The organism is Paenibacillus sp. FSL K6-2859 (assembly GCF_038008265.1).
Taxonomy (GTDB): domain Bacteria; phylum Bacillota; class Bacilli; order Paenibacillales; family Paenibacillaceae; genus Paenibacillus_AQ; species Paenibacillus_AQ nitricinens.
The window spans coordinates 5,741,086-5,756,445 of record NZ_JBBOYU010000001.1 but is presented as its reverse complement, the minus strand read 5'-3'; the positions used below and the strand labels follow the sequence as shown (position 1 = coordinate 5,756,445).

Sequence of the window (15,360 nt, the reverse complement as noted above, 5' to 3'; positions counted from 1 at the left end):
AGAATCTTATTATGGGCTTATCGCAAAAGGGTGTCATCAGCCCATACCGCTGCATATGATGCCTAGGAGAAACAACAGATGGAAGGAGGAGACTGCTTGTGAGGGGTTCCAAAAAAAAGCAGCCGCGCAGTCCACAAAAACGACTCTACTATGTAGATAATCCCAATATAAAGGAACTGAACATGCTGGAAGGCAAAAGCAGTTCTAAGGATTCGGGGAGCAGCAATGACGGAGTCAGTAAAGCAGAGCTCGCTGATGTTCAGGTAAGTGGAGGGGCAATAGCTGAATTCATTCAAGAGGAATCAATTTCCGTACCAGTTCTGCAACCAGAGCCTGAGCCTATAGTGGAAGAGCAGCTTCAGAAACAGGCGGATAATCTTCCTGAGACGATTTGGTTCGCTCCTGAAAAAGAGCGGTTCCAGCCCGTTTATACAGATGATCTATCGGATGCAGCAGTGACTGGGGTGAAAATCGCTCCACGCACTATTGATGGTTCAAAGCTGAAGTTTGGCATTATCGGTACACCATGGCTGCAAGATTACGCTGTTCAAAGTATCAATATCGCGGACAAGGCAGTTACTTCTTCGAAAATTGCGCCTGAATCCATTGTGGGTGAGCATTTAGCTGAAGGAAGCGTAAGTGGCGGTAAACTGCTGGATCATTCCATCAGTGGAGAGAAGCTGAAGAACGGCAGTATTAGTCCAGAGAAGCTGGCTGATCGGATTATCGGCGGCGGTCAAATTGCAGATAAATCCATTGAGAGCCGTCATTTAAGCGATCTGATTATTACGGCGGATCTACTGGAAGATGGCGCGGTTACTGGTGAAAAAATAGGAAGTAGCAGTATCACAGGCCGCCATGTGGCAAACGGGAGTGTTGACCGTTCTAAGCTGGCTGATGCAGCAGTATCTGGCGATAAAATAGCTGATGGCGAAATCAGCAGCTCCAAGCTGGCTGATGCTGTTATTGAGGGCCGCCATCTTAGCGATGCATTGATAACCGCCAGACATTTAGCTCCCGGAGCGATCGGACCAGAGCAGCTTGCCAACAAGCTTATTGGCAAGGAACAGCTCCAGTCGGGTGTTATCGAAGGTGCGCATGTAGCGGATGGTGCAATTGGTTCCAAGCAGCTAGGTACAGAAGTGGTGAGAAGCATCCACTTAAGTGCAGAAAGTGTACACGGCTCCCATATCGGGGATGGAGAAATATCGAGTCGCCATTTGGCTGACCGAAGCATTTCTTTCTTGAAACTGTCGGAGGGTGCGGTAGGTACTGCACAGCTGATTGAGCAAGCGGTCACCGCATCGAAGATTGCTGATCAAAGCATACTCGCACATAAGCTAGCAGATGAAGCTGTAACCACCAGACATATTGCCAAATCCGCTATACGCGGACCGCAAATTGCTATGCAAGCTGTTTCCTCTAATCATCTGGAACGTGAGGCTGTGAATCACTCCCATATAGCTTCGGAGGCGATAGGCTCGGAGCAGCTTATGGATGAAGCTATTCATACGGATCATTTATCCTCCGGTGCTGTTACTGGAGAGAAGCTAGCTTCAGAGTCTGTGGGTGCGGAGCATCTTCGTCCACAGAGCGTTACTTCTGCCAAGTTAGCGGATGGAGGAGTGAGCTCGGCTAAACTGGCAGCAGGATCGGTCATCGGCAGCACGATTGCTCGTGAAGTGGTGAGTGGGGAGCATATTGCTTTTTGTGCAGTGGAGGAGAAACATCTAGCAGATGCCAGCGTGAGCGGTCGTGCCTTGCAGGATGCTGTGGTGGATAAAGATCATCTTGCCACTGGAGCTGTGGAACGCAGACATCTCGGCGAAAATAGTGTGACTGCTGCTGCGATTCAGTCCGGTTCGGTTTCAGGAGATAAGCTGGCTTCTGCTGCGGTAAGAGAGGTTCATTTGGCAGCTGGAGCAGTGCAGCCACATCATCTGGCAGATCATGTGGTAACGTCGTTAAAGCTGTCTCCCGAAAGTGTATCGACGGATAAGATTAGTGATTTATCGGTCACATCGGCTAAGCTTGCCGATGGAAGTGTGGATTCCAGTAAATTAGCAGTCGCGGCAGTGCAGGCAGAGCATTTATCTGTGAATGCAGTTCATTCAAAATCCATCAGTGATAGTGCGGTTCAGAGCAGACATATGAATCCGGGAAGCATCGGCGGAGCACATATCCGGCCGTTGTCCATCGGAAATGGTCATATCATTCCTAATTCCATCTCTTCGATTCAAATGCAGGAGGGCAGCATTAGTGGCTCCAAGCTGGCCAAAGGGGCTGTGGATTCCCAGCATCTTTCACCGGGGAGTGTAGACGGCAGCCATCTATGCATGGATACGATTGAAGGACGTCATATCGGGCATGGTGAGATCAGGCTGGCTCATCTAGCCGAAGATGCACGCAGCTCTGACTTGTTGCCAGAGGGCAGTATTACCGGGGAGAAGCTGGCAGAAGAATCCGTAGATTCTATTCATCTTGTACGAGGAAGTGTAGACGGAAGTCATCTGAGTCAGGGTGCAGTAGAAGGTCGTCACATCCAGCATGGTGAGATCACACTGGCTCATTTGGCAGAAGAAACTTTTAGCTCTGAGCTACTGCCTGACGGTAGTATTACCGGCAAGAAGCTCGCTGAGGAATCCGTAGGTTCTATTCATCTCGTGGCTGGAAGCGTAAAGGGCAGTCATCTGAGCTCGGATATAGTGAAAGGACGTCATATTGGGCACAGTGAAATCACCTTAGCTCATCTAGCCAAAGATGCACGTAGTGCAGACTTGCTCCCAGATGGCAGTATTACTAGAGAAAAGCTGGCGGACGAATCTGTGAATTCAAGTCATTTAATACCTGGAAGTGTGAATGGCAGTCATCTGGGTCCAGATACAATAGAAGGACGTCATATCGGGTACAGTGAGATTACGCTGGCTCATCTAGCCAAAGATGCGCGTAGCGCAGACTTGCTTCCAGACGGTAGCATTACCAGAGAAAAACTGGCGGACGAATCTGTGAATTCAAATCACCTAATACCTGGAAGTGTGGATGGCAGTCATCTGAGTCCGGACGCAGTGGAAGGCCGTCATATCCGAAATGGTGAAATCACCTTAGCTCATTTGGCAAAAGAAACACGCAGCTCTGAATTATTACCAGACGGCAGTATCACCAGTGAGAAGCTGGCCGTAGAATCCGTAGATTCAAATCATCTAGTACCAAGAAGTGTAGATGGCAGTCATTTGAGTCCGGGTGCAGTAGAAGGCCGCCATATCCGAATTGGTGAGATTACGCTGGCTCATTTGGCAGAAGAAACGCGCAGCTCTGAATTTCTGCCGGACGGTAGCATTACCGGTGAGAAGCTGGCAGAAGGATCGGTAAGTTCTATTCATCTAGCACCAGAAAGTGTAGGGAGTAGTCATCTGAGTCCAGATTCAGTGGAAGGCCGCCATATCGGTTACGCTGAAATCACCTTAGCTCATTTGGCAGCAGAAACTCGAAGCGCGGACTTGTTACCAGAAGGCAGTATTACCGGTGAAAAGCTGGCTGAAGAATCTGTAGATTCTATTCATCTGGCACCAGAAAGTGTAGAGAGTAGTCATCTAAGTCCGGGAGCAGTAGAAGGTCATCATATTGGAAATGGTGAAATCACACTAGCTCATCTGGCAGCAGAAACCCGAAGCGCGGACTTGTTACCTACAGGTAGTATTACTGGCGAGAAGCTGGCAGAAGGATCGGTAAGTTCTATTCACCTAGTACCTGGAAGTGTAGGAAGTAGTCATCTAAGTCCGGGAGCAGTAGAAGGTCATCATATTGGAAATGGTGAAATCACACTAGCTCATCTGTCGGATGAGATTCGTGTTTCAGATCTGTTACCGGATGGTAGCCTTACTGGTGAGAAGCTGGCAATTCATTCTGTAGATTCTATTCATCTGGTACCTGGAAGTGTAGGAAGTGGCCAACTGAGTCCGGGAGCAGTAGAAGGTCATCATATTGGAAACGGTGAAATCACTCTAGCTCATCTAGCGTTAGAGACACGTAGCTCCGAGCTGCTGCCAGACGGCAGCATTACCGGGAAGAAGCTGGAGGGCGGAACGATCAATGCCTTTCATTTGGCTCCAGGCAGTGTGTATGGCGGGCATTTGGCGGGCGATACGATTGATAGCCGCCATATCCGCTCAGGAAGCATTACCCTGAATCATCTGGCAGAAGAAGTGTGTAGTGCGGATCTGTTACCGGATGGCAGTATTACAGGAGAGAAACTGGAAGGTGGATCTATCCATTCTTTCCATCTTGCCCCAGGTAGTGTCTATGGTGGTCATTTGGTTGGGGATTCGGTGGATAGTCGTCACATTCGATCTGACAGCATCACCCTGAAACATCTGACAGAAGAGGTGCGTAGCGCCGATCTGTTGCCGGAAGGTAGTATTACTGAAGAGAAACTGGCCGAAGGTTCTGTGAATTCTTTACATTTACAACCGTGGAGTGTGTACGGAGAGCATCTTGCTGACCAGATTGTGGCAGATCGACATTTGCAGCCGGGTATCATCAAATTAGAGCATCTTGCGGATGAAACACGCAGTGCAGCGCTGCTTCCTGATGCGAGCATCAACGGAGCTAAGCTGATGGCAGGCAGCATTGATTCCACTCATCTGGCTGATGGTGCGGTAGGGTCGGCAGAGCTTCAGGATGAAGCGGTTGTGGCTTCCAAAATTTCTTCTTTTGCCATTCAAGCTCGTCATCTGGAGGAAGAAAGCGTTCAGGATTATCATATTGCTCCCGGTGCAGTAAATGGTGCCCATTTGGCAGTGAATTCTGTAAATGCTGAACATCTATCCTTCAGCCCGATTCAGACTGCAGGGAAGCGGGAGGCGCTTCAGCAGTTTGGGATGACAGCCTTTATGTTCAATGGGGATGCTGAGACAGTGGAGGTGACCGTATCGTTCGATGAGAACTTTGGTCATACGGGTTATGTGCTTGTCGCTATGACCAATCAACCTTACTTCTATGCTTCTTTAAAGAGCAGAGCCAATGGAGATGCAGTTATTCAAGTGGTGCGCTTGCGCGAAACTCCGCATTTCTACGGGGTCATCTCTTGGATTGCTATCGGCGCTCCGTTAGCCAAACCGGCAGTGGATGATCGTGTGTTTGATTGAAATTCAAATAGCCTCTCTTAAAAAACAGAGCAGCAATTCTCCTTATTGGAGATCGCTGCTCTGTTTTTAGGTCGTTAGCTACATGTACGGCCAAGTCCTAGTACCCGCTACGCGGCGTTTAGAGTTAATTGTGTCCGATAGCATATTTTGTATAAGCAAATGTGTCTCAGCTGAAGTTTGGCGGTGAGTACATTTGTCCTGTTTTCCACACGACAGGAGACAAAGGCCGTTACTCTGTTCGGCAAAGTACATAAACTGTGATGTAACCCTCAGCCTGACGAATAGGCTCTGTAAGGAAGGTGGATGAGCATGAAGCCCAAACGTACTTCTGCCCGCCGCACGGGACGGCGGGTCTCTCGGATCAAGCGGCGGACTTCTCGCCCAGTGCGGCAAGTCGCTGCAGTCCCTACTGTTAACCATCCAAATCCCTATGTTTCGGTTATTATTCCGGCCATGAATGAAGCGAAGACCATCGCGGGAGCGATAGCCGGAGCTAGAGGAGTCCATCCGCGCTGCGAGGTTATTGTAGTCGTCAACGGATCAGCCGATCAAACGGCAGAAATTGCCCTTTCGCTTGGTGCGCATGTTATTTCCTATGAGTTACCGCTTGGACACGACGCTGGCCGCAGTGTCGGAGCAGAGGCAGCTAAGGGAGAGGTTCTCTTGTTTACAGATGGGGATTTAGTGATTCCTGTCTCGGGGCTACGTCCTTTCGTCACGGCTGTTAGCGGTGGCGCAGACATAGCGCTTAATGATTATTCCGGACCGGTACGGAGCCTTTCGCCCCATCCGGTGGTGCTATCCAAACATGCACTTAATATTTTGCTTGGCCGTCCGGATCTAAAAGGATGTTCGATGACGGCGGTTCCGCATGCAATCAGCCGAAGAGCGTTTGAAATCTTAGGGAGTCAGTTATTATCTCGTCCCCCTCTGGCACATGCTCAGGCAGTTCTGAGTGGTTTACGTGTGGTGGCTGCTCACAAAGTACATGTAGGCAAACTGAATGCGGTCAGACGTAAGGAGGATGGCACAGATCCTTTGCAGCAGTTGATTACAGCAGATCATATGGAGGCTGTATCCCTCTTGCTTGAACACCGGGGAAACAGGGCGGGGTTTAGCGACGGAACCCGGCGCAGAGAGATGGTGAGATGATGGTTGCTCTGTTACAAGTATCTGGTAGCTCTACCGTTCGACGAGGAACAGCAACTCGTACGGTAAAGAAACGTTCAGCATCTAGTCAGGCCAAAACAAAACTGGCACCCCGCCAAAGGGGAGCGAATCGTTCGGTAAAAAGAGGCACCTCTACCGCTCGGCCACCGATTCTGTCCCGGCAATCAAAGGTAGGTCGCGAGGTATTGAATTTACCGTGCTTACGTGGGACCTTGTCAGTTATTATCTCCGCGCGTAACGAGGAGCAGACCTTGGGACATCTGCTGCAACAGGTAACGCGGCTGGGACCTACTGAAATTATCGTCGTGCTTAACGGTTGCAGCGATAGCAGCTTTCCCATTTCCAGACAACATCGTCAAGCTATAGTTGTGCATTGCCCGGAGTCCGTTGGACATGATGTAGGGCGGGCTATTGGTGCGAAGCTGAGTCGAGGAGATATTCTACTCTTCCTGGACGGAGATATGGTTATTCCTGCAGCTCAGCTCGGATTATTCACAGCTGCTGTAGATGGTGGAATTGACGTGGCTCTTAATGATTTGGATCCACTGATGCCTTCTTTTGGATTATGCGATGATGTTACTCGCAGCAAGCTGTTTCTGAATTATGCTCTTGGACGGTACGATCTCGGAGTTAGCTCTATGACGGCTGTCCCGCACGCGCTTTCCCGGAGAGCATTTGAGACCATAGGCTACCGTGAATTAATAGTTCCTCCTAAAGCCCAAGCTCGTTCTGTATTAGAGAAGCTAAGGGTGGAGAAAGTTGGAACGGTGAATGTGATTAAGCATAACCGGCTGCGTCAAGCGAATATAGGTGCTGGAAATGCTGTGGAGAAACTGATCATAGGGGATCACGCAGAGGCTCTCCTTGAGGTGCTTTCCCGTCAAGATGATGGGGGCCTACTTAATAGCGAAACGCAGCGCGAATACCGCAGACAAGTAGCTGCTTGGAGGAACCGGATATGACGATGACTAGTATTATTATTCCGACCTACAACGCGTTGCCTCTGCTGCGGTCCTGTGTGGAATCGATACGTGCTTATACTCCACTGCCTTACGAGATCATCGTTGTAGATAATGCTTCATCAGATGGAACGGATGCCTATTGCCGTGCGAATCGTATAACGTTTATTTCATTGCCTGAGAATCGAGGTTTTCCATCCGCCTGCAATTTAGGTCTACTTCTAGCATCAGGGGATGAATTGTTACTGCTGAATAATGATGTGGTAGTTTCTCATGGATGGTTAACTAATCTGAAGAGATCGCTATATAGTGCTCCTGAAGTTGGTATTGTTGGGCCAGTGACAAACTATGCGAGTGGACGTCAACAGGTGAAGACTGATTATGAAAGTCTGTTAGATTTTCATAAGGCTGCAGAGATAACTAACCGTTCCAATCCTCAAAAATGGTTGGAGACTAAACGTTTGGTAGGATTATGTTTTTTATTCAAAAGAGAGCTACTTACTTCCGTAGGTCTGCTGGATGAGAGATATTCACCTGGACATTACGAGGATGATGACTTTTGCTATCGCGCCAGGCTAAAGGGGTACCGACTGCTTATCGCAGGAGATTGTCTGGTACACCATGAAGGAAGTGCGAGCTTCAAGCAGGTATACCACACCGGGCTACAGGAGCTGGTGGAACGAAATCGTAAGCTCTTTATGAACAAATGGAATGTGGATCCAACGAGTTTCATATAAAGTGCAGATCCGAAAGCAAAGGACTTAGATAAAGAGGAGGAAAGTAAGTGAAGGGAGTCATACTGGCGGGCGGAACAGGATCCAGACTGTGGCCGCTGACCCGGCTTATGAACAAACATTTGCTTCCGGTCGGCAAATATCCTATGGTCTGTTACGGCATAGATCGGCTTCGCCGGGGAGGGATTACCGACATTCTTCTGGTCATCAGCAAGCAATCTGCGGGTCTGTATACGGATTTTTTAGGCAGCGGTGCAGCATTTGGTGTATCTCTGACTTATAAGATTCAGGAAGCTGCTGGAGGCATTGCAGAGGCTCTCGATTTAGCAGAAGGATTCATTTTCCCTGGGGAACGGTTTGTCGTATTGCTTGGTGATAATCTATTTATGGATGATCTGACGCCTTACGTGGAGAGCTATCTCCGGCAGCCTGAAGGTACAGCCAAGGTATTGCTGAAGCCGGTGGACGACGCACGTAGATACGGTGTTCCCGTGTTCGATAGTCAAGATGCTGCATGGATCGCTTATATCGAAGAAAAACCCGAGCATCCCAAGAACAAATTTTGCGTAACAGGTATTTATATGTACGATGAAGCTGTATTTGACATCATCCGTCAAGTATCCCCTTCCAAGAGGGGGGAACTGGAGATTACCGATGTAAATAATATATATGCTGCTAACCGCAGGCTCAGCTATGATGTTCTCAAGGATTGGTGGAGCGATGCGGGGACGTTCCAGTCTCTGCGGGAGGCGGGAGAGAAGCTGAAGGATGCACTGCCATAAGTGGCAGCGGTAACGTGGAGTGGCCGGCCTTGGGTCGGGCACTCTTTTTTTTATAAAATACAAGAAAGTGTATCTTTCACCATACGAAGCACCCGATCTCATGCTTGCGTAGAGATATTATCTTCATCAACCCGGTTCTGTTTGCGGTATTTGAGCGGTGAGGTTCCGGTCATGGTTTTAAATACTCTTCCAAAATGGGTAAGGTTACCAAATCCTGCACGCTCAGCGATTTCCGAAACGGTTAATTTGGAGTCCTGCAGCAGAGAGCGGGCTTCTTTCAGGCGGGTATTATTTACATATTCGCTGAAAGTAAAACCGGTTGTATCCTTGAACGTTCGGCTTAAATGGGAGGTGCTTATGGAGAACCTGTCCGATATGTATTCCAGAGACAGAGGCTCAGCGAAGTTACCGTTGATGAAATGGATGATTTGGGAAATTTTCTTATGGGTCCGGTTCGTTACTACAAAATGCTCGTTTTGATCCGGAAGCTTTTTTCGTTGGATGAAGATCAGCAGCTCCATCAACAGGATTTTCCGATAGTAGTCGAAGCCTGGAGGTCTCTTGGTGTCTTCATGAATCAATTTGCTGAAAAGATTCTCGACAAAGTTCTGGTCGTAGCCGCTTAACTTGATCGCATTTGATCTGGAGTGAAAGCAGGAGAAGAGGTCGAATGGAAGAGGACTGTCCGCAAAAAAGTCGCGAAGGAACTCTCTTTTAAACAATAAAGTAACTCTTTCGTACATCATACCGTTTACATTAATCAGTCTGTGCAGGTCATTAGCGTTAATGAACACTAGAACCCCGCTGACGATTTGAAAGGTTCGGTCTTCTATAAAATAGTACAGTTCTCCAGACACTAAGTAGAGAATTTCATAAGCATCGTGATAATGATTTGAAGGCATACTTGAAACATTTTTTTTCTCTCGGCTAATGTGAAAGGGATCAGACTTGTAGAAGTTGATTTCCAGGGGTGTCATCTCCAATCCGGCGGGAATGATCCTCGCACTCGTAGAAACATGATCCAAATCTGAATCAATCGTATCACGTTCATTGACCTGTTGAACAGGCTAGAAATTAAATAGCGGTAAAAGTAGAAAATCATTAACAATAACAAAATATGCAGAGATTGAATAGAAATGAATGCGCTATATTTACATATAAATTGTATTTAAGGAGGGGAAAAGAAAATCAGGGTCCGCTGCAAGTGAAAGTTAAAGCGCTTAAACTATTATTTGCGAAAAGAGGGAACGAGAGTGCAAAAGAAGGGTCATTTGAAAAGAAGGCTGCACCAATCCATTTCTTTGTTGCTCGTGCTTTTACTGCTGCCATACCAGATTGCAAATGCTGCACCTGCACCAGATGCTGTCGGTTCAGATTCAATACCCGGTGTAAAGACGATTGCCGAATGGGTGTTTGATGAGGCCGCTGAAAATGTGGGGGTAATCTCGGCTACATACGGCATCTATGAGACAGCGTCTACTTTTCGCAATGTAGGCGGTGTGTTCGAGGATGTGGATGTAAGCAAGAAAGCGATCAGCTATCAGGGCTGGGACAATGGAAACGGGAAAAAGTATTGGCTTGCTGCCGTGTCTACAACCGGATTTGAGAATATTACCTTATCCTCTGAGCAAAATTCATCCGGGTCAGGTCCGCGTGATTTTAAAGTGCAGACAAGTGTAGACCGACAAACGTGGGAGGATGTGCCGAATACGAATCTTAAAATGGCTGTCTCCAGTTTTGATTGCCCGGGCGATATCTGCAGACTGGTGAATACTCCCCTTCCGAACAGCAATGATCGGGAAATATTATATATTCGCTGGATCGTCAGCTCCGATAGCAACACTAGAGGGAATGATGAGGGCATAGGGGGTTCAGGTTCCAGTAGAATCCGAAATATCAAGGTGTCCGGCGAGCCGATCCCGGGGAAAGAACCTGTCATTCCTACTGTAGATCTTGTCCAGCAACCTGCAGACGGTTCTGGAAATGTGTCTCCCGAAGCTCCCGTTGAAATCAAATTCAACAAGGCCATTGCCCTTGATCCGGGCTATGCAGTCCGATTTGCCGATGAGAACGATCAACCGGTTGATGGGGTTACACTTGAAGTCTTAAACAGAGATACTTTGCGGATAAACCATCCTCCGTTGACTTATGGGAAGTCTTACACGGTAACTGTACCCAAGGAGCTTATCAAGGGGGCAGATCTTGTGCCGCTGGTTCGGGAAGTTTCCTGGAATTTTGGCGTTCAGGATTCGCCTCTTGCTCCAAAATCCATCAATATGACGTTTAACGGAGATCCAAAGACGAGCATTGCTTTGGCCTGGTACACGGATGCAATGACGGATACCGTGGTACAGGTTATAGAAGCCTCAAAGGTTATGGGGAACATTTTCCCGGAGAACGGGGCTTTGACCTATCAGGGAGAGGCCGAAGAAATTGAGACCTTTATGAGTAAAAGCGATAGAAGCACGAACCATAAAACGAAATTTATTAGTCATAAAGTCATTGCAGACCAGCTTCAACCGGGAACAGCTTACAAGTTTCGGGCAGGTAACGGCAAATCAGGTGATTGGAGCTCTATCGGCTCGTTCACTACGGATGCTGCCGGCAACCAGCCTTTCCGTTTTATCGCCGGTTCCGATTCACAGGCTTCCAGCAAGTCTGACTTTGAGCCTTGGGGTGATACCTTCCGGAAAGCAGTTGATTATATAGGCGACCCTAAATTCCTGATCAGCGCCGGAGATCTGGTGGATAACGGTGATTTGGAGGAGCAGTGGCAATGGATGCTCGGAGCAGCCCAGAATCAATTACTGCAAGTGCCATATGTGCCTGTACTTGGCGGTCATGAGGTCATGGATTATGACGGAGACGAGACGACACCGAATAACAACTTCTACAACCATTTCAACTTGCCGAAACAGGTTGTTGCGGACACCCATGAAGGCTCTGTGTATTCTTTTGAATACGGTGATGCACTCTATCTTGTCTTCAATTCGCAGTACTCGGGGGCACTTGCAGAGAATGGGAAAGATGTGGAATGGGCGGATGACCAATTCTGGGACCAAGTGGCCTGGATGAAGAGTACGGTCGCCCGCAGCGACAAGAAGTGGAAGTTTGTTACTTTTCACAAAAGCCCCTATGCAGCAGGCGACAACTCTGCACAATGGGAAGACGATCGCGTCCAGTTTTACAAGAAATACCTGATTCCCGCCTTTGACGAGATGGGCATTGATATGGTGTTCGAGGCCCATGATCATATGTATATGAGATCCTTCCAAATGTACAATGATGAAGTTATTCCCAAGGAGAAGCTGACATTTGATGGAGAGGGCAATGCGCTCAACCCCAAAGGCACGGTCTATCTCATGTCTAATGCATTCGGAAATAAATTCTATTATAAGAACAATCAATATGAACTGGATGAGAATGGAGAACCCCGCGAGATTCGGGACGAAAACGGGAATCCGGTTCCTTATGATGATTACTTTGCAGCTATCGACGAACAGCCGGAGAAGAAGATGTTTACGGATGTTTCCATCACTGACCGGGTGCTTTCCTTTACAGCGTATACCGCAGCCGTAGCGGATGAGAATCAGCCGGACACCGTTGGCGACGGACTAAAAGCATATGACAAGTATGCGATCAAGCGAACGGACACCAAGCCGGACCCGGCGGAAGCAGTAAAGGTGAAATTGAACGGCAGCAAGGCGGTTCTGACCTGGAGTGCACCTTCCGCAAGTACAGAACCAGTAAGAGGATTCCGGATTTATGAGAAGAATGACAAGGTGAAGACACACTGGAGTATATATGTGCCGGTAGCGGAAGGTCAAACGGAATACACCTACACGGTAGATGATATCAATCCTGCAAAAAAATATGAATTTATCGTCAAAACGGTCGGCACAAGAATTAATTCAGATCCGGTTGAAGTCAGAACAATCGAAGGTCCAAGCGAGTCGGAGCCGCCTTCAGCACCTTCTGATTTAAAAGGAGCTGCGGTTTCTCCTTACCAAATCAACCTGAAATGGACGGCTTCGGCCGGTAACATTCAGGCAGCAGGCTACAACGTATACCGCAACGGCAGCAAAGTCGGCACGACGAAGGAAATCTCCTACGGCGATACCGGGTTAACTCCGGATACGGCCTATAGTTATACTGTGAAGGCCTATAATGCAGAAGAGATGGAATCGCTGGCGAGTAATACCGTTCAAGTAACGACCAAACCTTCATCCACTGGAGCGGGTGTCCATAAGGCATTTCCGCAGCATACGTCTTATGTGGCCGGCTCCATTAAGCCGAATCACTTGACTCAGGCCCAACTGGACGCTACGGTGGGCAGATTATATACCGAGTGGAAAACGAAATATCTGAAACAAAATCCATATCAGTCAGACCAATATTACGTATGGTATAGCGATGGTGACTGGTTTGAGAATAACGAGATTACAGTTTCGGAAGCACATGGCTACGGAATGCTGATTACCGCTTTGCTCGCGGGTCATGATCCGGAGGCTAAGAAGTATTTTGACGGGATGTATCGCTATTTCAGAGCACATCCAAGTGAAATCAATCCCGATTTAATGGCATGGCAGCAAGCGGATACCGGCACCGAAATTATTGATATCAATGGTGTGGATTCGGCAACCGACGGCGATATGGATATTGCTTACGCTCTTCTGCTTGCCGACAGCCAATGGGGCAGCAGCGGGGAAATTAACTACTTGTCCCAGGCCAAAAAGGTAATCAACGCCATTATGAAAAGCGATGTCAACCATTCCGAGTGGACATTGAAATTGGCGGATTGGGTCAGTGACAATGATTCCACGTTCGGCAATGCTACACGTCCTTCCGATTTTATGCTGCAGCATCTGAAAGATTTTAAAAATGTATCCGGAGACCCCAATTGGGATCGTGTTACCGATAAGACGTACAACATCATTAATAGTCTGTATGAAAATTACAGCCCCAAAGCCGGTTTGTTGCCGGATTTTGTATTCAAGGATGATACGGATGGGCAATACAAACCGGTAAGCCAGAAGATATGGGATACCCCGGATGGATACTTCCTGGAATCGGAAAATGACGGGGATTACAACTACAACTCTTCCCGTATTCCCTGGCGGATCAGTACGGATTATCTCCTGACAGGTGATAACCGGGCTAAAGAGCAGCTCAGCACGCTGAACCGCTGGATTCGGGCCAAGGCGGATAATGATCCGGCCAAGATCCTTGCGGGATATAAGCTGGACGGCACGGAAGCAATCAATGATTATGCAGACACATCCTTCTCCGCACCGATGATGGTCAGCGCCATGATTGATTCATCCAATCAGGAGTGGCTGAATAGATTATGGGATTATAATGCGGCTGTTTCCACCGAAGACGATTTATATTTTGGCAATAATTTGCGTCTGCTCAGCATGATTGTGGCATCCGGCAACTGGTGGACACCAACCATCGTTGATACTGAGGCTCCCATGGAACCAACAATAGAGAGAGCGGAAGCGGTATCCAGCTCTGCTATTGATTTAAAATGGACACCTTCCACGGATAATTTGGGAGTAACGGGATACAGGATTTACCGCAATGACGTTGAAATCAAGACACTGGAGGCAACAGAATACAGAGATAGCGGTTTATCTGCGGATACCCAGTACAAATACTATATTATAGCTGTTGATGCAGCAAGAAATACGTCCAAGATAAGCAATGTGAGAATCGTATCTACATTAAAGGCCAGCGGGGACGGTGGCTCGGGCAGCGGCGGAGGTGGTAACCCGACTCCAACGCCAACGCCGGCAGCTCTGAAGCCAAGTGAAGGTCCGTCGACAACACCGGCACCCACACCGGAACTGCAGCCCAAGAAACCTGTTTTCAGTGATATCGGCAGCCATTTGTGGGCCAAAGAGGCTATTGAAGCTCTGGCGGCTAAAGGAATCGTTCAGGGAACGTCGAGAACTTTCTTTGAACCGGGCGCCAAGATGAAAAGAGCGGACTTTATATTGCTTCTGGTCAGAGCGTTTGATTTAAAGGCTGGTTTTGAAGTGAGCTTCGCGGATGCCGATCAGGACGCATACTATTATGAAGCGCTGGGAATCGCCAAACAATTGGGCATTGCCAGCGGAGTCGGCGGCAACAGGTTCAATCCGGGAGCAGAGATTTCCCGGCAGGATATGATGGTATTTATCGTAAGAGCATTGCAGAAGTCAGGAAAATTAGCAGAAGCCGGTTCCATCTCCGACTTTGGCAAATTTGCGGATGCCTCTAAAGTGGCTGATTATGCCGTGAAGGCAGCAGCCGTACTGGTCAGGGAGGGCATTGTCCTTGGTGACGGGAAATTGCTCCATCCAACGGGAGCTGCAACCCGCGCCGAAACGGCGGTTCTTTTTTACAGAATCATTAATAAATATTATTAATCCAAAAGACCAACAGCCCGTTCCAATGGACCGGGCTGTTGGTCTTTTATTTTCCATATAGACGGCCTGTTTCAATCTTCTAAAGTATCCTGTGTCCGCCAATCCGCTTGTATAGAGCCCTAACTTGCCTTTATATCCTCGGCACCGTCCCGGCTTCT

Annotated in this window: 7 protein-coding genes; 6 read left to right on the top strand and 1 reads right to left on the bottom strand. The window is 48.2% G+C overall.

Annotated features, from left to right (window positions below; all coding sequences use genetic code 11):
- The first annotated feature begins 98 nt into the window (after positions 1-98).
- The 5 genes from MHB64_RS25660 to MHB64_RS25640 all read left to right on the top strand — a co-directional run bounded on the left by MHB64_RS25660 (position 99) and on the right by MHB64_RS25640 (position 8,789).
- The gene (locus MHB64_RS25660; protein WP_341135669.1) at positions 99-5,144 is read left to right on the top strand and encodes a WIAG-tail domain; all 5,046 of its coding nucleotides are present in this window, start codon (positions 99-101) and stop codon (positions 5,142-5,144) included.
- Positions 5,145-5,453: 309 nt separating this feature from the next.
- Positions 5,454-6,296, top strand: coding sequence for a glycosyltransferase family 2 protein (locus MHB64_RS25655; protein ID WP_341135668.1), 843 nt, complete (start codon positions 5,454-5,456; stop codon positions 6,294-6,296).
- Positions 6,293-7,276, top strand: coding sequence for a glycosyltransferase family 2 protein (locus MHB64_RS25650; protein ID WP_341135667.1), 984 nt, complete (start codon positions 6,293-6,295; stop codon positions 7,274-7,276). The genes MHB64_RS25655 and MHB64_RS25650 overlap by 4 nt, the downstream gene beginning before the upstream one ends.
- A complete protein-coding gene (locus MHB64_RS25645) occupies positions 7,273-8,010 on the top strand; it encodes a glycosyltransferase family 2 protein (protein WP_094871692.1) in 738 nt (245 codons plus the stop codon). The genes MHB64_RS25650 and MHB64_RS25645 overlap by 4 nt, the downstream gene beginning before the upstream one ends.
- Before the next feature lie 47 nt (positions 8,011-8,057).
- On the top strand, positions 8,058-8,789 hold the full coding sequence (locus MHB64_RS25640; RefSeq protein ID WP_094871694.1) for a sugar phosphate nucleotidyltransferase: 732 nt from the start codon (positions 8,058-8,060) through the stop codon (positions 8,787-8,789).
- Positions 8,790-8,887: 98 nt separating this feature from the next.
- On the opposite strand, the gene MHB64_RS25635 is transcribed toward MHB64_RS25640, so the two are convergent.
- Entirely contained in the window at positions 8,888-9,691 is an 804-nt protein-coding gene (locus tag MHB64_RS25635) for an AraC family transcriptional regulator (protein WP_341135666.1), read from the bottom strand.
- Between the two features lie 351 nt (positions 9,692-10,042).
- Between MHB64_RS25635 and MHB64_RS25630 the strand changes: the two genes are divergently transcribed.
- Positions 10,043-15,202, top strand: coding sequence for a glycosyl hydrolase family 8 (locus tag MHB64_RS25630; protein WP_341135665.1), 5,160 nt, complete (start codon positions 10,043-10,045; stop codon positions 15,200-15,202).
- Positions 15,203-15,360 lie beyond the last annotated feature (158 nt).

Bases quoted from the DNA above. Each gene is read 5' to 3' on its own strand.
- MHB64_RS25645 (WP_094871692.1), top strand. From the start codon at position 7,273: ATGACGATGACTAGTATTATTATTCCGACCTACAACGCGTTGCCTCTG.
- MHB64_RS25655 (WP_341135668.1), top strand. From the start codon at position 5,454: ATGAAGCCCAAACGTACTTCTGCCCGCCGCACGGGACGGCGGGTCTCT.
- MHB64_RS25650 (WP_341135667.1), top strand. From the start codon at position 6,293: ATGATGGTTGCTCTGTTACAAGTATCTGGTAGCTCTACCGTTCGACGA.
- MHB64_RS25635 (WP_341135666.1), bottom strand. From the start codon at position 9,691: ATGCCTTCAAATCATTATCACGATGCTTATGAAATTCTCTACTTAGTG.